Raw genomic sequence first — 18,851 nt, 5'->3', positions numbered from 1 at the left:
CGCGGTTGCCGCAAGCCTCGGCCGACTGTCCGCCCAGTTTGCCGCCGGCTGCGGCGCCGCTGTCGATCGTTGGCGTGCGCGAGGGTGACCGCCTGCGTCGCCCGGCCGGCAGTGCCGGGCCGCTGCGTCTGCAGTTGTCGGCGCTGGGCGGCAGTGGGCCGCGCTGGTGGTTTCTCAACGGTGTGCCGGTCGGCGAGAGTCTGCCGGGCGAGAGCATCGAACAGCGCCTGCAGACGGCCGGGGTCTACCAGCTCAGCCTGCTGGATCAGGTGGGCAGTACGGCGCGGGTCGAGTTTCAGGTCAGCGAGTAGGTGCCGGGGCCTGGGCAGGCGTGGCCCCGCGCGGGAGCGGTGCTATCAGACAATATCCAGGGCCAGCACCAGGCGGTCGCGGCCTGCACCCTTGGCGCGGTAGAGGGCGTCGTCGACACGTTTGAAGAAGGTTTCGGCATTGGTGTCGTGCTGGGGTTCCAGGCAGCCGACGCCTAGGCTGGTGGTCAGCGGCAGGGTTTGCCCGCCCAGCTCGCAGCCCTGTTCGGCCAGCTCTCGGCGAAAGCGCTCGGCCAGTTCATGGGCCTGCGCCAGCGGGGTGCCGGGCATCAGCACGGCGAACTCCTCGCCGCCCAGGCGCAGCAGGACATCGCTGTCGCGGCGGAACACCTGGCGCATGCGTTCGGCAAAGGCACTAAGGCAGGCATCGCCGGTGGCGTGGCCGTGCTGGTCGTTGATGCGCTTGAAGAAGTCGATATCCAGCAGCACCAGTGCCAGCGGGCTGCCCTGGCGCCGGGCGCTGGCGACCATGGCCGGAAACAGCGCATTGAACTGCAGGCGGTTGCCGAGCTGGGTCAGGCTGTCGGTACGGCTGAGGCGGTCGTACTGCTCGCGCTGCTCCAGCAGTTGCTGTTCCAGGCGCAGGGTGGCCTGGTACTCGTGGTGGCTGCGGTTGAGGGCCAGCATCAGGTAGCTGAGATAGACGGCCAGGGTCACCAGCAAGGCTTCCTGCGCTGCCCAATGCAGAGCCAGCACCACCAGGCCGGGCAGATAGAGCAGCAGGATGGCGGCCATGCAGCGCTGCTTGCGCATGGGGAAGTTGAAGGCCATGGCAGTGCTGAAGGCGATGGTGCTGAGGGTGGCGATCATGCGCGAGGGTTCGAAGCTCGGCTGCCACAGGGTATAGGCATGGGCCAGGCCCCAGCCCAGGCTGGTCAGGTAGAGCAGCAGCCAGTGTCTGTCGATCCAGCGTTGCAGGCCGGGCGTGTCTTCCTGTGCCGGCGGCTGGTGCAGCCAGCGCAGGAGCAGCATCAGACTGAAGAACAGGGTGCCGCCCGGGCCCAGTAGCGGCGCGCTGCCAGTGCTGAAGCCCCAGCCCAGCAGCCAGGCCAGCAGATAGAAGATGCCGCCCAGGCGTGTGCGGACTTTCATGTCCTGGCTCTCGCGCCAGAGGGCGAAGCTGTCGGGGCGGTACAAACGGGAGTCAGGGGCCATGTGCTGTGATCACAAATACGGCAGATCAGCAGCATAGCCTCGCTAGGGCGTGAATGGAAGCAAAGTGCCAGTATTCCGGCGCCGACTTCAGCGCAGCAGGAGCAGAGGACTGTCGCTGGTCTGCAGCATGCGGCTGGTGGTGCTGCCGACCAGGAACTGGCGAATGCGCGAATGGCCGTAGGCGCCCATCACCAGCAGGTCGATGTTCTGTTCGGCCTGGTAGGCGTGCAGGGTCGGCTCCACCTCGCCGGCACGGATCGCTACATGGACCATGTGGCCGCCGGCGACCAGGCGCTGTTCGGCACTGGCGAGCTGCGCACGGGCGTCGTCGCTGTCGGCGCCGACCATCAGCAGGTGGATCGGCAGACCCTTGAACAGCGGACTGGCGGCGAGCATGTCGACACCCTTGTCGCAGGTGGCGCTGCCGTCGTAGGCCAGCATCAGGCTACGCGGTGCTGTGAAGTCGCCGGGAGTGACCAGGATCGGCCGATGCAGGGTGCGGATCACGCTTTCCAGCTGGCTGCCGACCAGTTGCTGGCGTTTGCCGCTGCTCTCGCCCTGGCGCCCGATCACCAGCAGGCGGATTTCGTCTTCCAGCTCGTGCAGGGTCTGCACCAGGTCGCCGTGGCGCTGGCGCAGTTGCGGGTTCTCGCTGCCGTCGGCCTGGACTCGCGTCTTGGCCGCCTCCAGGGCCAGGCGCCCCTGCTCCAGGGCCAGCCTGCCGCGTTGTTCGTCGAGGGCGGCCAGTTCGTCGAGCAGATGCTCGCGGCTGCCCAGGCCGATATTGCCGGTCAGGTCGCTGTGCTGCGGGTAGTGCTGGTGATCCAGCACATGCAGCAGGGTCAGCGGCGCGTCCAGGCGCTGGCTGGCCCAGGCCGCGCAATCACACACCGCCGGGGCGGACAGGGAGGCATCGATACACGCCATCACTTGAGTCATGCGTGTGCTCCTTCTCAGTGGCCCGACAGCAGGTCGGTGGCGTTGTCCTTGTCGTGCACGCCGAAGCGGTCGACGATGGTGGCGCTGGCCTGGTTCAGGCCCAGCACTTCGACTTCGCTGCCTTCGCGGCGCAGCTTGAGCACCGCCTTGTCCAGCGCGGCGACGGCGGTGATATCCCAGAAGTGCGCGCGCGACAGGTCGATGGTCACCTTAGCTACTGCCTCCTTGAAGTCAAAGGCGGCGATGAACTTGTCGGCGGAGGCGAAGAACACCTGGCCGACGACCGTGTAGCGGCGCTGCTGGCCGTCGGCATCGATCTCCGTGCTGATGTAGAGGAAGTGGCCGATCTTGTTGGCGAAGAACATGGCTGCCAGCAGCACGCCGACGAACACGCCGTAGGCCAGGTTGTGGGTGTAGACGGTCACGGCCACGGTGGCCAGCATCACCAGGTTGGTCGACAGCGGGAAGGTGCGCAGGTTGCGAATCGAGTCCCAGCTGAAAGTGCCGATGGACACCATGATCATCACCGCCACCAGCGCGGCCATGGGGATCTGGCTGACCCAGTCGGAGAGGAATACCACCATCAGCAGCAGCACGCTGCCGGCCACCAGGGTCGACAGGCGGCCACGGCCACCGGATTTCACGTTGATCACCGATTGGCCGATCATGGCGCAGCCGGCCATGCCGCCAAGCAGGCCGGAGGCGATGTTGGCCACGCCCTGGCCCTTGCACTCGCGGTTCTTGTCGCTGTCGGTGTCGGTCAGGTCGTCGACTATGGTGGCGGTCATCATCGATTCCAGCAGGCCGACCACGGCCAGGGCGGCGGCGTAGGGGAAGATGATCGCCAGGGTTTCGAAGGTCAGCGGTACTTCTGGCCAGAGGAAGATCGGCAGGGTATCCGGCAGCTCGCCCATGTCGCCGACGGTACGGATATCAAGGCCCAGGTACATGGACACGGCGGTCATCGACAGGATGCACACCAGCGGCGAGGGAATGACCTTGCCCAGCTTCGGCACGTAGGGGAACAGGTAGATGATGCCCAGGCCGGTGGCGCACATGGCGTAGACGTGCCAGGTGACGTTGGTCAGCTCGGGCAGCTGGGCCATGAAGATCAGGATCGCCAGGGCGTTGACGAAGCCGGTGACCACCGAGCGCGAGACGAAACGCATCAGCGAGCCCAGCTTCAGGTAGCCGGCGCCGATCTGCAGCACGCCAGTGAGCAGGGTGGCCGCCAGCAGATACTGCAGCCCGTGCTCTTTCACCAGGGTGACCATGACCAGGGCCATGGCTCCGGTGGCGGCGCTGATCATGCCCGGGCGGCCGCCGACGAAGGCGATCACCACGGCGATGCAGAAGGAGGCATACAGGCCGACCTTGGGGTCGACCCCGGCGATGATGGAGAAGGCGATGGCTTCCGGGATCAGCGCCAGCGCCACCACCAGGCCGGCGAGCACGTCGCCGCGGATATTGAAGAACCAGGTGTTTTTCAGGCGTTGCAGCATGGGGCTATTCCAAGGTGACGGTCCGTCAAGGCTCGCGCAGCCGCGAGGCGGACAAAGATTGACGACAAGGCGGAGAAGCAGGCACGCCGAGCATTCGCGGTAGCTGGCTTGCAGGGCGCTGCGCAGCGGCGCAGGTGGCGAAACCTATGGCGGCGTAGGCAGCCAGGCGTACGCTCGAGTCAGGCGCATGGCGACCTGTCCGCGTCCGTTGCATGCCAAAAGGGCGCAGACTTTAACACGCAGCCTCTGGCAGGGTCACACCGCATGCCTTCAGCCGCGGCGGATCATCCACACGCCTGCGACGATCAGCGCCAGGCCGGCGGCCTTGCCTAGGGTGATGGGGGCCTCGCGGAAACCGGCCCAGCCGTTGTGGTCGAGTAGCAGGGCCATGCCCAGCTGGCCGGACAAGACCAGCACCATGAACAGCAGGGCGCCGATGCGTGGGCCGGCAAAGGCGGCGGTGGCGATGAAGAATGCACCGAGGAAACCACCGCTCCAGTGCCACCAGTTCAGGCTCTTGAAGGTCGCCAGTACCGGCACTTCGCGGTTGGCCAGGACGATCAGCAGCAGTGCGGCGCTGCCGACCAGGAAGGACACCAGGGCGGCGGCCATGAAACTGGACAGCTGCTTGGCCAGTTGGCCATTGATGCCGGCCTGCAACGGCAAGGCGGCGCCGGCGAGCAGGGGCAGGGCGAGTAGCCACCAGTTGGGCATGGTCGTCTCCGGGGTGTCGGGCGGGGCGCCATTATGCCCGTAGCTGTCGCCGTGGTCAGCTTTGCAGGGGTTTGCCGAACTGCAGGAGGGCCACTCGCTGCTGGCCGCGCTGGCGCTCGACCAGGCCGCGCAGCTCATAGCCCAGGCGGGCGTAGAGCAGCAGCCCGGCGCTGTTGTCGTTGAAGCAGGAGACTTTCAGCTCGCGCGCCAGGAAGTCGCGCTGGGCGATACGTTCCATCACGCCGATCAGGTAGCGGGCCACGCCCTGGCCACGGGCCCAGGGCGCGATCATCAGGTTGCCCAGGGCGCAGTACTCGCCCGCGATGCTCTGGTAGAAGTTGGCGAAGCCGGCCGGGCGCCCGTCGAGCAGGGCCAGGGTGCTGCCCTGGCGTTCGGCCAGGACGTGCGCCAGCTGCTCGTGGCTCAGCGGCCAGTGCGCCTTGGGGAAGGCGAAGAACAGCTCGTCGGCGTTGCGCACGAAGCGCACCACCTCGTCGAGGTCGGCAGGCGTAGCGCCGCGATGGCTGAGCAGTTGGTCGTTCATTGCGGCGGATACTCCTTGAGGACTGCGGCTACTGTCGTGCGGATGGCCTGTTCGCGCTCCGCCGGGCTCGGCGGCGAGTGGCGCATGATCTGCTCGGCGCTACCGCGCCAGACCAGCTTGCCGTCCCGGCCGTCGAACAGGTCGACCTGCAGGGTGGTGACCTTGTAGTCGACGTTACGTGTCTCCGTGTACATCGGCCCACCCCAGTAACCGCCCCAATAGCCACCCCAGTAACCACCGTAGTTGGTGCTGACCTGGTCCTGGCGCTGTTCGACGATCAACCAGGCCTGCACCGTGAGGTTGCCGCTGCTGCCGGGCTGAGCCGGGCGCAGCCCACGTTGGTCGAGCTCTGCGCTGAGTGCCTCGCGGATGCGCTGCTCGGTGAGGTCACTCTTGATCCGTGGATCGTCCGGGCGATATTGCAGGGCTGGCTCCTGCCAGCTCCAGCTGCGGTAGGCGGCGAAGTCGCGGCTGCTGTCGTAGTCGCGCTCGGTCTGGATGCCCTGGCAGGCGCCCAGCAGCAACAGGGCCGGGATCAGTAGCAGGCGGATCAACATGGCAAACCTCCGAGTCAGAGCCTCTATCCAACGCCAGGTGGTAGTGGGCGGCAAGTGCTGAATCAGTCCGGCGGGTAGGCGCCGAGGGCATCTTCCACGGCACGTCGCAGGGCGTCTGCGCGTTCGCTCTGGCTACCTTCGCTGCGGGCTTCGGCACTGCCGCTCCACACTGGCTGCTCACCGTCGAACAGGTCGATACGCACCACGACCACTTCCACCTCGTAGGTGCGCACCAGCGGTACGTTGCCGTACAGGCCGTAATGGTCGCCATAGGGGCCGTGGCCGTAGTAGCTGCCGTAATCGTCGCGTACCTGGTACTGACGGGTCTGCACGCTCAGCTCGGTGCTGACCAGCAGGTCGGCGGGCTTGCCGCTGCGTACCGGGCGCAGGCCGCGCTGGTCCAGGCCGCCGGCTACCGCTTCGCTCACCAGTGCCGGATCGGCCCAGGCACTGCCGGCCGGCGGCGTGCGCCAGGCCCAGTCGCGATAACGGGCATAGTCGCGCGGTGCAGCCGGGTAGGCGCTGCGGTCGAAATGATTGGCCGCGGCAGCCGGGGCCGGTGGCAGCGGTTTGCCATCCGCCACATAGGGGCTGGGGCCCTGGCAGGCGGCGAGCAGCAGGAGCGGTGGCAGGACAAGGCAGGTTTTCATGGTGTTCTCCACGCTCGGGGGCAGGTTTTGCTGCACCCGGCCCCTGCCGGTAATGGCAGAGGATTGCATTTACGGATATCCATCAGGGTAGCCCGGAAGCCAGCAGGCGGGCGTGCCTTGCGGCGCTTCGCACAGCGGACTACTGCGGCCTGCAGAGCCAGTGCAGGTAGCGACCGAGCCCGGCGAAGGCTGGATGGCGGCGGTGCGCCAGCTCCATTTCCAGCAGGTCGGAAAGCTCGGCCTTGGCCTGGAACTCGACCGGCATGTAGTCATGGAAAACCCGCACGCCGCTCTGGCTTTCGACCCGCCAGCCATCCTCGAGTTGCGCCGCCAGCTCGCGTGGATCGAGCGGTCGCTGCGGCGTCAGGCTCTGCTTCTCGCCGGCGAAGCGTGCCTTGCGCAGCTTGCGGAAATGGCCCTTGAGCAGGTTGCGGTAGACCAGTGCATCCTTGTTGTAGAAAGCCAGCGACAGCCAGCCGCCTGGCGCGGTGAGCTGGTGCAGTACCGGCAGGATGGCGTGCGGCTCGGCCAGCCACTCGAGTACGGCATGGCACAGCACCAGGTCGTAGGGCTGCTCGAGCTGGCCGAGCAGGTCCTGCCAGGGCGCCTGGATAAAGCTCGCCTGCGCGCCTGCCTCGGCAAAGCGCTGGCGGGCACCGTCGAGCATCGGCGCGGCCGGTTCGGCGAGCGTCACGTCATGCCCGCGCTGGGCCAGCCACAGGCTCATGTGGCCGAGGCCGGCGCCGATATCCAGCACCCGCAGCGGCCGTTCCGGCAGGGCCTCCTTGAGATCGGCCTGGAGTACGGCCAGGCGGATAGCGCCCTTGGCGCCGCCGTAGATCTTCTCGGCGAAGCGGGTGGCGAGCTCGTCGAAGTGGCGATCCGTCATTGGAAGCGTCTCTCGCTGTCGGCCAGCTTGGCGCGCACCACCTGTTCCAGATCCAGCTCCAGCTCGCCGCACAGCAGCAACAGGTAGAGCACGATGTCGCCGACCTCCTGGCCGGCGTGCTCTAGCTGCTCGGGGGGTAACTGCCGAGACTCGTCCTCATTCAGCCACTGGAAGATTTCCACCAGCTCGGCCATCTCCACGCTGGCGGCCATGGTGAGGTTCTTCGGGCTGTGGAAGCGGCGCCAGTCGTTGCGGTCGCGAATCGCATGCAGGCGACGGGTGAGTTCGGCGATGTCCATGGGCTCTCCTTCGGGGCGCATAGCTTCGGCCCGAGGCTGCAGGGTCGCAAGACCATCGGTGCGCATAGGTCGGGTGTTGGAGGTAGACGGCGGACTCGCTACGGGATGACTCAGCCTTCTTCCGGCCACAGGCGGATGGGCTTGCCGCTGGCGGGCCACAGTTGCAGCTGGCCGGTTGCCGAGATGTCCCAGCGCTGCACTTGGCCGAGGGCTTCGAGGAAGCGTTGTTCCTGCTCCATCAGGGCCGGAGGGCACATCTTGCGGGTGGCGCCGGCCTGGCCGAAGCTCAGTTTGTCGCCATCGCGCTGGTAGCTGGCGAACCAGTGGTTGCAGCCGGCGCTGCCGTAGGCGCGGCCGTCTTCGCCGAGGGTAATGGTCAGGTGGCTGCGGTCGATCAGCGGGCGTTCGCCGATCCATTCCACCCGGTAGGCCTTGTCGCTTTCCAGTTGCGGGCCGCTGGCGCAGGCGCTCAGGCCGGCCAGCAGCAGGGTGGCGATCAGGGGTTGTTTCATGCGTTTTGCTCCTTGCACGCGGGGCAGAAGTGTTTGCCGCGTTGGCTAGTCCAGCCTAGCTCCTGCAGGCGAGCTTCGGCGGCGGCCGGATAGGCTTTCTCGCCGAGGCCGGCGTCGGCGGCGAACTCGAGGTCGATGCTCTTGGCGCAGCCGTCGCAGGCGACCTGCCAGTTGAGGATGGCCAGTTCGCGGAAGACCGGGCCGCTGGCTACGGCCAGCCACTGGCCGGGTGGGTTGATCAGGTGGCGGACCTTTTCCACGAGCAGGCTCATGGACAGGTCGCGGCTGCCCTTGAGGGTCACCAGCAGGGTGTCGCCGGCCTGGATGGCGCCGCCGTTACCGGTCACCTGGTAGCGGCCGGGCGCCAGTGCGCGGCATTCGGTCAGGGTGTGTTGCGGGCTGAGCAGGGTATAGCGGAAATCGTGGGTGGTCATGGGGCCTCCGAAACTGCGCGGAATGCTATCACGCGGCAGATGTCACCCGGTTGACCGGCGTGCCGGCGGCCCAGGCGGCGATGTTGTCCAGGGTGGTACCGGCGATGGCGGTCAGCGCCTCGTGGGTGAGGAAGGCCTGGTGGGCGGTGACGATGACGTTGGGGAAGGTCAGCAGACGCGCCAGCACGTCGTCCTGCAGCGGCAGGTCGGAGCGGTCCTCGAAGAACAGCTGGGCCTCTTCCTCATACACGTCCAGGCCCAGGTAGCCGAGCTGGCCGCTCTTCAGCGCGGCGATCAGCGCGGGAGTGTCGACCAGGGCACCGCGTCCGGTATTGATCAGCATGGCGCCGCGTTTCATCTGCGCCAGGCGGGCGGTGTCGATCAGGTGGCGGCTGCCCTCGTTCAGCGGGCAGTGCAGGCTGATGATGTCGCTTTCGGCGATCAGGTGGTTGAGCGTGACCTGGTGCCCGCCGAAGCTGGCCAGTGCGGCGACCGGGTAGGGATCGTAGACCAGCACCCGGCAGCCGAAGCCGGCCATGATGCGGGCGAACGCCTGGCCGATCTTGCCGGCGCCGACCACGCCGACGGTCTTGCCGTGCAGGTCGAAGCCGGTCAGGCCATGCAGGGAAAAGTCGCCCTCGCGGGTGCGGTTGAAGGCGCGGTGGATGCGCCGGTTCAGAGCCAGGATCAGCGCCGTGGCGTGCTCGGCCACGGCATAGGGCGAGTAGGCGGGCACCCGCACCACGCTGAGGCCCAGGCGCTCGGCCGCCGGCAGGTCGACATGGTTGTAGCCGGCCGAACGCAGGGCGATCAGGCGCGTGCCGCCGGCGGCCAGGCGCTCCAGCACTCTGGCGGATAGATCATCGTTGATAAAGGCGCAGACCACTTCGGCACCGGCTGCCAGTGCGGCGGTGTCCGCGTTCAGCAGGCATTCCTGGAACTCCAGCTGCCAACCCTCGGCCAGCGGGTGGGCGAGGAAACTGGCGCGGTCGTAGGGTTTGCTGCTGAACAGGACGATGCGCATGCTGCACTCCTTCAGGCGCTGACCATGGCCTGTTCGGCCAGGCGGGCGATGGCGGCGTCCAGCTCGTCGAGGGCTGCCGACGCGTCGGGGTCTTCCTGCTTGAGCAGAGTTTCGCTGCGCTGGCAGGCGGCACGTAGCTGCGGTACGCCGCAATAGCGGGTGGCCCCGTGCAGGCGATGGACACGCTCGATCAGCGCGCCGCGCTCGCCGTTTTCGCGGGCCTGGCGGATGGCCTGGCGGTCGACGGGCAGGCCGGCCAGCAACATGCTCAGCATGTCCGAGGCCAGGTCGGCCTTGCCGGCCGCCAGGCGCAGGCCCTCTTCGGGGTCGAGCACGCGCAGACTGGTACTGCTGACTTCCGCTTGTCGCGGCAGGCGCTGCTGGTCGCGCAGGGCCAGGCCGGTCCACTTGAGTACCACCTGGGCCAGCTGGCGTTCGCTGATCGGCTTGGTCAGGTAATCGTCCATGCCGCCCTGCAGCAGGGCGCGCTTTTCATTGGCCAGGGCGTGGGCGGTGAGGGCGACTATAGGCAGCGGGCTGCGTTCGCGTTCCTGTTCCCACTGGCGGATCGCCTCGGTGGCCTGGCGGCCGTCCATGCCGGGCATCTGCACATCCATGAACACCAGGTCGAAGGCCTGCTGCTGCACGGCGGCGACTGCCGCCTGGCCGCTGTCGACGGCCACCACCTCGGCGCCGAGGTCGCCGAGCAGGGTCTGTACCAGCAGCAGGTTGGCCGGGTTGTCGTCGACGCAGAGGATATGCGGTGCGCGGCTGGGCAACGGTTCCGGGGTTTGCGCCTTGACCTGGCGCGGGCCGAGCAGTTCGGCCAGGCCGCGCAGCAGCTTGCGCGTACAGGCCGGTTTGGCCTGCAGCTGCAGGTGGCTGTCGGGCAGGGCCTCGTGGTAGGCGGCCTGCTCGGTAGTGGGGCAGAGCACCAGGGTCTTGCAGCCCAGGCGTTCGAGATCCCAGAGGCGCAGGGCCAGTTGCTGCGGCGGCAGTTCCTGCAGGTTGGCGGAGATCACCGCCAGGTCCACCGCCTGGCCGGCGCTGCGCTGCTGGGTCACCTGTTCCAGCAACTGGTCGAGGCTGGCGCACTCGAGCACGTTCAGGTCGCAGTCCTCCAGCTGGTGGCGCAGGGCCTGGCGGGTCAGCTCGTGGTTTTCCAGCAGGGCCACGCGACGGTTCTGCAGCGGTGCGCGAGGCAGGTCGTCGCCGTCGTCGCGGGCCTTGGGCAGGCTCAGGCTGATCCAGAATTCCGAACCGCTGTCCGGCGTGCTGTCGACGCCGATCTCGCCACCCATCTGCTCGATCAGGCGCTTGGAAATGACCAGGCCGAGGCCGGTGCCGCCGGCCTGGCGGCTCAGCGAGTTGTCGGCCTGGCTGAAGGCCTGGAACAGCGCACGCAGGTCTTCGTCGGAAAGGCCGACGCCGGTGTCCTGCACGCTGATACGCAGCTGGGCGCGGTCATCGCTCTCGTCCTCGACCATGGCGCGCACCACGATGCTGCCGTGGTGGGTGAACTTGATGGCGTTGCTGACCAGATTGGTCAACACCTGGCGCAGGCGCAGCGGGTCGCCCTGCAGGCTCAGCGGAGTGTCGCGGTAGATCAGGCTGACCAGTTCCAGCTGCTTGTCGTGGGCGGCGGGGGCGAGGATGGTCAGGCAGTCCTGGATCAGGTCGCGCAGGTTGAACGGGATGCTCTCCAGGACCAGCTTGCCGGCCTCGATCTTGGAGAAGTCGAGCACCTCGTTGATGATCCCCAGCAGGCTTTCCGCCGAGTTCTCGATAGTGCTCAGGTAGTCGCGCTGGCGCGAGGTCAGCTCGCTCTTCTGCAGCAGGCCGGTGAAACCGAGGATGCCGTTGAGCGGGGTGCGGATCTCATGGCTCATGTTGGCCAGGAACTCGGACTTGATGCGGCTGGCCTCCAGGGCCTCCTTGCGCGCCATGTCCAGCTCGATGTTCTGGATCTCGATGGTTTCCAGGTTCTGCCGCACGTCCTCGGTGGCCTGGTCGATGCTGTGCTGCAGCTCTTCCTGGGCATTCTGCAGCGACTCGGCCATGCGGTTGATGCCGGCGGCCAGTGCGTCCAGTTCGTGGTTGCCCAGTGCCGGCAGGCGGGTCTCCAGCTGGCCTTCCTTGAGCAGGTTGACGCCCTGTTGGATGCTGCGCAGCGGGTCGTTGATGCTGCGACTCATGCGCACGGCGAGCAGGGCGGTGACGCTCAGCCCGGTGACGATCAGCAGCAGGCTGGCGAGCAGGCTGCGATAGCCTTGCAGCAGGGTGCGATGGTGCGACAGCTCCAGCTCCACCCAGCCCAGCAGGCGGTCGGCGCTGGTGGTGGTGAGCCCGGCCAGGTTCTGGTGGCGGCCGAATACCGGCATCAGAAAGCGCGTGGTGTCTTCGCGGCTGCTGGTCGCCAGGGGGGCCACCGTGGTCTGCGGGGGCGGGCTGAGCATGTCCGGGCCGGCGTGGGCCAGGCTCTGCCGCTGAGCGGAGAGGAAGCCGACGGCACGCACGTCGGGCTGGTTCAATGCCTCGTTGGCCAGGCGTACCAGTTGCGCGGCGTCGTTGCGGGCCAGGGCCGGTGCTGCCAGGGGCGCCAGGTTCTGTACCGCCAGCTCGCCGCGCTGCTGCAGCTGGCTACGCAGGTCGGCCAGTTGCATCCAGGTGAAGTAGCCACCCAGCACGAGAGCCAGCAGGCTGGTGGGTAGCAGGGTGAGCAGCAGTACGCGGCCCTTGATGCCGAGGTCCTTGAACACAGCAGTCTCCATTGCGGGTGTTGCCTGCAGTTTAGCGACTAGCGCGGTGGGAATCTGCAGCGGTTTTGACGCTACTGCCTGGTTTTCTCGGGTACAGCCGTGCCGCCTTGTCACTGGGTTGCGGCAGCCGCAGGTTTGCCGCCGATATGGTCGACGGCAGTTTGCCGGTATCATGTCGGCCTCGTTTCGTGAACGGATGGCCGTTTCGCCATGACTCCGCAGTTCCCCACCATCGCCGACTGCATCGGCAATACCCCGCTGGTCCGCCTGCAACGCCTGCCTGGCAACACCTCGAACACCCTGCTGGTGAAGCTGGAGGGCAACAACCCGGCCGGCTCGGTGAAAGACCGTCCGGCGCTGTCGATGATCACCCGCGCCGAGCTGCGCGGCGACATCCAGCCCGGCGACACGTTGGTCGAGGCCACCAGCGGCAATACCGGTATCGCTCTGGCCATGGCGGCGGCGATCAAGGGTTACCGCATGGTGCTGATCATGCCGGACAACTCCACCGCCGAGCGCAAGGCGGCGATGACCGCCTACGGTGCCGAGCTGATCCTGGTCGACAGCATGGAAGGCGCCCGCGACCTGGCCCTGCAGATGCAGGCCGACGGCCAGGGCAAGGTGCTCGACCAGTTCGCCAATGGCGACAACCCCATCGCCCACTACAGCTCCACCGGCCCGGAAATCTGGCAGCAGACCGCCGGCAGCATCACCCACTTCATCAGCTCCATGGGCACCACCGGCACCATCATGGGTGTGTCGCGTTACCTCAAGGAGCAGAACCCGGCGGTGCAGATCGTCGGCCTGCAGCCACAGGAAGGCTCGGCCATTCCCGGCATCCGTCGCTGGCCGCAGGAATACCTGCCGAAGATCTTCGATGCCACCCGCGTGGATCGGGTGATCGACATGGGCCAGGCCGAGGCCGAGCACGTCATGCGCCGCCTGGCGCGCGAGGAAGGCATCTTCTGTGGCGTGTCGTCCGGTGGCTCGGTGGCCGGCATGCTGCGCCTGGCGCAGGAAGTGGAGAACGCGGTAATGGTGGCGATCATCTGTGATCGCGGTGACCGCTACCTCTCCACCGGCGTGTACGACGACCCGCAGCAATAATGAAGTACGGGGTGGCAATGGCCGCCCTCTGATAGGTAGGTAATGAAGATGGCCAAGCGCAGCGGCGGTTTGCGTTTCCAGCCCAGCGGCGGCGAACGCAAGGCGCAGGTGCCGGTGGGCAAGAAGCAGAAGCTCGTGATCGAGCGCCTGGCCAACGATGGCCGCGGCATTGCTTTTCTCGATGGGCGCAGCTGGTTCGTCGCCGGCGCCCTGCCGGGCGAGGAGGTCGAGGCCCGCGTGCTGAATGCCCGCAGCCAGGTGGTGGAGGCGCGTACCGAGCGGGTGCTGCGTGCCGTAGAACTGCGTCGCCAACCGCCCTGTGCCCATGCCGGCAGCTGCGGTGGCTGCACCCTGCAGCATCTGCCCCACGACGAACAGCTCGCCCTGAAACAGCGCAGCCTGGCCGAGCAGCTACAGCGTGTGGCCGGCGTGCAGCCCGACGAGTGGGCTGCACCGTTGGTCGGCCCGGAGTTCGCCTATCGCCGGCGCGCCCGTATCGCCGTGCGCTGGGACGTCAAGAACAAGCATCTCGAGGTCGGCTTCCGCGCCGCGGCCAGTCAGGACATCGTCGCCATCGCCGACTGCCCGGTACTGGTACAGCCCTTGCAGCCGATCCTGCAGGCGCTACCGGCACTGCTGGGCGGCCTGAGCAAACCCCAGGCCCTCGGCCACGTCGAGCTGTTCTACGGAACCCAGAGCGCCGTGCTGTTGCGCCATACGGCGCCGCTGGGTGAGGGCGACCTGGTGCGACTGCGTGCCTTCTGTGCCGAGCATGAAGCGCAGTTATGGTTGCACGGCGCTGGCGAGCCCGAGGCGGATCAGCCCGACCAGGCATTGGGTTATCGCCTGGAACCCTGGAACCTGGAGTTGCAGTACCGTCCGGGCGATTTCGTCCAGGTCAATGGGGCGGTCAATCAGGCGATGGTCGAACAGGCGCTAGACTGGTTGGCGCCGCAGACTGGCGAACGCGTGCTGGACCTGTTCTGCGGCCTGGGCAATTTCGCCCTGCCGCTGGCGCAGACGGTGGCGCAAGTGGTGGCGGTGGAAGGCGTGCAGGCCATGGTCGAGCGGGCGCGTAGCAACGCCCGTGATAACGACCTGGCGAATCTGCACTTTTTCCAGGCCGATCTGTCGAAGCCGCTGGCCGGGGCCGAGTGGGCCGCCCAGGGCTTCGCCGCGGTACTGCTCGACCCGCCGCGTGACGGTGCGTTCGAGGTGGTGAAAGAGATTCGTCGACTGGGCGCCCGGCGCCTGGTCTACGTGTCCTGCAACCCGGCGACCCTGGCGCGCGATACCGCCGAGCTGGTCGGGCAGGGATACCGGCTGAAACGGGCCGGGATTCTCGACATGTTCCCGCAGACGGCGCATGTGGAGGCGATGGCGTTATTCGAGATGGGCTAGGAAGCCCATGTAATCCGACCGGCTCAGAGAAGGCCGGCGATAATCCGGCAGGGCTGCGGCCCACCGTAGGGAAGGCAGAAGATGGTACAGGTCAGAGCACACCAGCCGATCAACCTCGATGGCAGCATCAACCTCGAGGCCTGGCTGGATCACACCCTCAGCGTCGACCCGGCGCTGGACCGCGAGGCGCTCAAGGCCGCCTGCGAGTTCGCCCGCGAGGTGGAGCAGCAGGCCAACGCCGCGCAGAACCTGTGGACCGAGGGCAACTCCAGTTTCCAGACCGGACTGGAGATTGCCGAGATCCTCGCCGATCTCAAGCTGGATCAGGACAGCCTGGTCGCCGCGGTGATCTACCGCGCCGTGCGCGAGGGCAAGACCACGCTCAAGGCAGTGCAGGACAAGTTCGGCCCGGTGGTGGCCAAGCTGGTCGATGGTGTGTTGCGCATGGCCGCCATCAGCGCCTCGCTGAACCCGCGTGACTCCCTGGTGCTCGGCTCCCAGGCGCAGGTGGAAAACCTGCGCAAGATGCTGGTGGCCATGGTCGACGACGTGCGCGTGGCGTTGATCAAGCTGGCCGAGCGCACCTGCGCCATTCGCGCGGTGAAGGAGGCGGACGACGAGAAGCGCCACCGCGTGGCCCGCGAAGTCTTCGACATCTACGCACCGCTGGCCCACCGCCTGGGCATCGGCCATATCAAGTGGGAGCTGGAGGATCTGTCCTTCCGCTACCTGGAGCCGGAGCAGTACAAGCAGATCGCCAAGCTGCTGCACGAACGGCGTCTCGACCGCGAGCAGTACATCGCCGAAGTGATGAACCAGCTGCGCAATGAACTCACCGCCACCGGCATCAAAGCCGACATCAGCGGTCGGGCGAAACACATCTATTCGATCTGGCGCAAGATGCAGCGCAAGGGCCTGCAGTTCAGCCAGATCTACGACGTGCGTGCGGTGCGCGTGCTGGTGCCGGAAGTGCGCGACTGCTACACCGCCCTCGGTATCGTGCACAGCCTGTGGCGGCACATTCCCAAGGAGTTCGACGACTACATCGCCAACCCCAAGGAAAATGGCTACCGCTCCCTGCATACCGCAGTGATCGGCCCGGACGGCAAGGTGCTGGAAGTGCAGATCCGCACCCAGACCATGCACGAGGAGGCCGAGCTGGGTGTTTGTGCGCACTGGAAGTACAAGGGCACCGACGTCAAGGGCGGCTCCGACCATTACGAGGAGAAGATGGCCTGGCTGCGCCAGGTGCTCGAATGGCACGAGGAGCTGGGCGACATCGGCGGCCTGGCCGAGCAGCTGCGCGTCGACATCGAACCGGACCGGGTCTATGTGTTCACCCCGGACGGTCACGCCATCGACCTGCCGAAGAATGCCACGCCGCTGGACTTCGCCTACCGCGTGCACACCCAGATCGGCCACAACTGCCGCGGCGCCAAGGTCAACGGGCGCATCGTGCCTTTGACCTACAGCCTGCAGACCGGCGAGCAGGTGGAAATCATCACCAGCAAGCAGGGCGCGCCGAGCCGCGACTGGCTCAACCCCAACCTCGGCTACATCACCACCAGCCGGGCGCGGGCGAAGATCGTCCACTGGTTCAAGCTGCAGGACCGCGAGCAGAACGTCGCGGCCGGCAAGGCCATGCTCGAACGCGACCTGTCGCGCCTGGCCCTGGCCTCGGTGGACTTCGCCAAGCTGGCGGAGAAGTGCAACCTGAAGACGGCTGAGGACATGTACGCCGCTCTCGGCGCCGGCGACCTGCGCCTGGCCCATGCGGTCAACCTGGCCCAGCAGCAGGTCGAGCCGGAGCGCGGCAACGAGCAGCTGGAACTGATCCCGCGGCGCGGCCCGTCCAATACACCGCGGCCAGGTCGGCGCGGCGACGTGCAGATCGACGGCGTCGGCAACCTGTTGACGCAGATTGCCGGCTGCTGCCAACCGCTGCCGGGCGACCCGATCGTCGGCTATATCACCCTCGGTCGTGGCGTCAGCATCCACCGTCAGGACTGCGCCTCGGTGCTGCAGCTGGCCGGGCGCGAGCCGGAGCGCATCATCCAGGTCAGTTGGGGCCCGGTACCGGTGCAGACCTACCCGGTAGATGTGGTGATCAAGGCCTACGACCGTTCCGGCCTGCTGCGCGATGTGTCCCAGGTGATGCTCAACGAGCGCATCAACGTGCTGGCGGTGAATACCCGCTCGAACAAGGAGGACAACACCGCCTCCATGTTGCTGACCATCGAGATTCCCGGCCTGGATGCCCTGGCCCGGCTGCTGGCGCGGATCAGCCAGCTGCCGAATATCATCGAGGTGCGTCGCAGCCGCAGTAGTTCGTGACTACTCCCTCTCCCTTTGGGAGAGGGTTGGGGTGAGGGCGCTATAGGCACTCGGAGCTGCCTGACCACCCTTACTCTCGGCCCCTCTCCCGGCAGGAGTGTGGCGCGAATGGTTCAATCCTAGAGACTGACTCATGCAAGACAGCTACTCCCTCGACGACCTGCTGCACCTGATGGCCCGCCTGCGCGACCCGCAACACGGCTGCCCCTGGGACCTCAAGCAGGACTACGCGAGCATCGTGCCGCACACCATCGAAGAGGCCTACGAGGTGGCCGATGCCATCGAGCGCGGCGACTTCGAGCACCTGCCCGGCGAGCTGGGCGACCTGTTGTTCCAGGTCGTCTACTACAGTCAGCTGGCACGCGAGGAGGGGCGTTTCGACTTCGCCAGGGTGGTCGACGGCATCACCCGCAAGCTGCTGCGTCGTCATCCCCATGTGTTTCCCGACGGCGACCTCTACGGTGCGCCGGACATGGCCCGGCTCGAAGAGGCCGCGGTCAAGCAGCGCTGGGAAGAGATCAAGGCCGAAGAGCGCGCCGAGAAGGCGGCGGCGCCGGAGCAGTTGTCGCTGCTCGACGACGTGCCGACCACGCTGCCGGCGCTGTCGCGTGCGGTGAAGCTGCAGAAGCGTGCGGCCCAGGTCGGTTTCGACTGGCCCGAGGCGCTGCCGGTGGTGGACAAGCTGCGCGAAGAACTCGACGAAGTGCTGGAGGCCATGAGCGAGAACGATCCCGAGGCTATCGCCGAGGAGGTGGGCGACCTGCTGTTCGTCGTCACCAACCTGGCCCGGCACCTCAAGGTCGACCCGGAAAGTGCCTTGCGCGCGGCCAACGGCAAGTTCGAGCGGCGCTTCCGCTATATCGAACAGGCATTGCGCGAGGCCGGCCTGGCCATCGAGAATTGCAGCCTGGAACAACTGGATGCCCTTTGGGGTGAAGCCAAAAAACTGGAAAAGCAGCAGCCCGGCTGCTGACGACAAGAGCGAGTACCGATGAGCCTTTCCCTCCGTGACCAGTTGCTGAAAGCCGGCCTAGTCAATGAAAAGCAGGCCAAGCAGGCCGGCAAGCAGAAGCAGAAGCAGCAGCGCCTGGAAAAGAAAGGCCAGGTCGAGGTCGACGATGCGCAGAAGCAGGCCGCCCTGCAGGCCATGGCCGAGAAGGCCGCGCGTGACCAGGAGCTGAACCGTCAGCAGCAGGAGAAGATCCAGCAGAAGGCCATCGCCGCGCAGATCAAGCAACTGATCGAAACCAGCCGCCTGCCCAAGCTGACCACCGAGGACTACTACAACTTCGTCGACGACAAGAAGGTCAAGCGCCTGTCGGTGAACAATCTGATGCGCGACAAGCTCAGCCGCGGCTCGCTGGCCATCGTTCGGCACGGTGGCGGCTACGAGGTGATCCCGCGCGAGGCGGCGCTGAAGATCCAGGAGCGTGACGAACGCCGCATCGTGCTGCTCAATACCCAGACCGAGGCACCGGACGAGGACGATCCGTACGCCGCCTACCAGGTGCCGGATGACCTGATGTGGTGATGCGTTGAGACAAAGGCCGGGTTTTTCCCGGCCTTCGTCTATTCGCCCCGGTGGTACGAATGCCGAGGGCAGTCGATCAGCTGGGAGTGCCACTAATACCCGTCATTCCGGCGAAGGCGGGAGCGAAGGCCAATAGCTTCTCGGCGCGTAGCCGGGTGCAGTCAGGGCAGC

18 protein-coding genes and 1 pseudogene are annotated in these 18,851 nt (G+C 66.8%); 6 read left to right on the top strand and 13 right to left on the bottom strand.

The features are described from left to right. A pseudogene (locus tag AYB31_RS11275) lies at positions 1–311 on the top strand (peptidoglycan glycosyltransferase PbpC); the annotation flags it as partial. A gap of 45 nt (positions 312–356) precedes the next feature. Here AYB31_RS11275 and AYB31_RS11270 read toward each other — a convergent pair. The 13 genes from AYB31_RS11270 to AYB31_RS11210 form a co-directional block, all read right to left on the bottom strand. After that, positions 357–1,484, bottom strand: coding sequence for a GGDEF domain-containing protein (locus AYB31_RS11270; RefSeq protein ID WP_068828656.1), 1,128 nt, complete (start codon positions 1,482–1,484; stop codon positions 357–359). Between the two features lie 87 nt (positions 1,485–1,571). After that, positions 1,572–2,423 carry a universal stress protein gene (locus tag AYB31_RS11265; protein ID WP_068828654.1) on the bottom strand — a complete coding sequence of 284 codons (852 nt, stop codon included), beginning with the start codon at positions 2,421–2,423 and terminating at the stop codon, positions 1,572–1,574. Between the two features lie 14 nt (positions 2,424–2,437). Beyond that, positions 2,438–3,925, bottom strand: a complete 1,488-nt coding sequence (locus tag AYB31_RS11260; RefSeq protein WP_068828652.1) for a SulP family inorganic anion transporter — start codon at positions 3,923–3,925, stop codon at positions 2,438–2,440. 270 nt (positions 3,926–4,195) lie between these two features. After that, positions 4,196–4,639 (bottom strand): DMT family transporter, encoded by a 444-nt coding sequence (locus AYB31_RS11255; protein ID WP_068828650.1) that lies wholly within the window; start codon positions 4,637–4,639, stop codon positions 4,196–4,198. 55 nt (positions 4,640–4,694) lie between these two features. After that, positions 4,695–5,183 carry a GNAT family N-acetyltransferase gene (locus AYB31_RS11250; RefSeq protein WP_068828648.1) on the bottom strand — a complete coding sequence of 163 codons (489 nt, stop codon included), beginning with the start codon at positions 5,181–5,183 and terminating at the stop codon, positions 4,695–4,697. Beyond that, complete coding sequence (locus AYB31_RS11245) at positions 5,180–5,740, bottom strand: DUF4136 domain-containing protein (RefSeq protein ID WP_068828647.1); 561 nt, start codon at positions 5,738–5,740, stop codon at positions 5,180–5,182. Before AYB31_RS11245 ends, AYB31_RS11250 begins: the two co-directional genes overlap by 4 nt. Before the next feature lie 62 nt (positions 5,741–5,802). Next, the gene (locus tag AYB31_RS11240) at positions 5,803–6,390 is read right to left on the bottom strand and encodes a DUF4136 domain-containing protein (protein ID WP_068828645.1); all 588 of its coding nucleotides are present in this window, start codon (positions 6,388–6,390) and stop codon (positions 5,803–5,805) included. A 139-nt stretch (positions 6,391–6,529) separates the two neighbouring features. Beyond that, on the bottom strand, positions 6,530–7,279 hold the full coding sequence (locus AYB31_RS11235) for a methyltransferase domain-containing protein (protein ID WP_068828644.1): 750 nt from the start codon (positions 7,277–7,279) through the stop codon (positions 6,530–6,532). Further along, positions 7,276–7,578, bottom strand: coding sequence for a MazG-like family protein (locus AYB31_RS11230; protein ID WP_068828642.1), 303 nt, complete (start codon positions 7,576–7,578; stop codon positions 7,276–7,278). Before AYB31_RS11230 ends, AYB31_RS11235 begins: the two co-directional genes overlap by 4 nt. Before the next feature lie 110 nt (positions 7,579–7,688). Next, complete coding sequence (locus tag AYB31_RS11225) at positions 7,689–8,090, bottom strand: META domain-containing protein (protein ID WP_068828641.1); 402 nt, start codon at positions 8,088–8,090, stop codon at positions 7,689–7,691. Further along, entirely contained in the window at positions 8,087–8,524 is a 438-nt protein-coding gene (locus AYB31_RS11220; RefSeq protein ID WP_068828639.1) for a hypothetical protein, read from the bottom strand. The genes AYB31_RS11225 and AYB31_RS11220 overlap by 4 nt, the downstream gene beginning before the upstream one ends. A gap of 28 nt (positions 8,525–8,552) precedes the next feature. Continuing rightward, entirely contained in the window at positions 8,553–9,548 is a 996-nt protein-coding gene (locus AYB31_RS11215; protein ID WP_068828637.1) for a 2-hydroxyacid dehydrogenase, read from the bottom strand. 11 nt (positions 9,549–9,559) lie between these two features. Next, positions 9,560–12,307, bottom strand: a complete 2,748-nt coding sequence (locus tag AYB31_RS11210; protein ID WP_068828636.1) for a response regulator — start codon at positions 12,305–12,307, stop codon at positions 9,560–9,562. A 210-nt stretch (positions 12,308–12,517) separates the two neighbouring features. On the opposite strand from AYB31_RS11210, the gene cysM reads away from it, so the two are divergent. From cysM to AYB31_RS11185, 5 genes are all read left to right on the top strand, one after another. Then, positions 12,518–13,414: a cysteine synthase CysM gene (gene cysM, locus AYB31_RS11205; protein ID WP_068828634.1), complete on the top strand. Its 897-nt coding sequence runs from the start codon at positions 12,518–12,520 to the stop codon at positions 13,412–13,414. A gap of 48 nt (positions 13,415–13,462) precedes the next feature. Further along, positions 13,463–14,815 (top strand): 23S rRNA (uracil(1939)-C(5))-methyltransferase RlmD, encoded by a 1,353-nt coding sequence (gene rlmD, locus AYB31_RS11200; RefSeq protein WP_068828676.1) that lies wholly within the window; start codon positions 13,463–13,465, stop codon positions 14,813–14,815. Positions 14,816–14,896: 81 nt separating this feature from the next. Then, a complete protein-coding gene (gene relA / locus AYB31_RS11195; RefSeq protein ID WP_068828633.1) occupies positions 14,897–17,149 on the top strand; it encodes a GTP diphosphokinase in 2,253 nt (750 codons plus the stop codon). A gap of 133 nt (positions 17,150–17,282) precedes the next feature. Beyond that, complete coding sequence (gene mazG, locus AYB31_RS11190) at positions 17,283–18,122, top strand: nucleoside triphosphate pyrophosphohydrolase (RefSeq protein WP_068828631.1); 840 nt, start codon at positions 17,283–17,285, stop codon at positions 18,120–18,122. A gap of 18 nt (positions 18,123–18,140) precedes the next feature. Then, a complete protein-coding gene (locus AYB31_RS11185) occupies positions 18,141–18,680 on the top strand; it encodes a DUF2058 domain-containing protein (protein ID WP_068828630.1) in 540 nt (179 codons plus the stop codon). The last annotated feature ends 171 nt before the right edge of the window (positions 18,681–18,851 follow it).

It is taken from the genome of Pseudomonas sp. BMS12, from assembly GCF_001592875.1.
Lineage (GTDB): Bacteria > Pseudomonadota > Gammaproteobacteria > Pseudomonadales > Pseudomonadaceae > Aquipseudomonas.
This window is presented reverse-complemented; position numbering and strand designations above follow the sequence as displayed.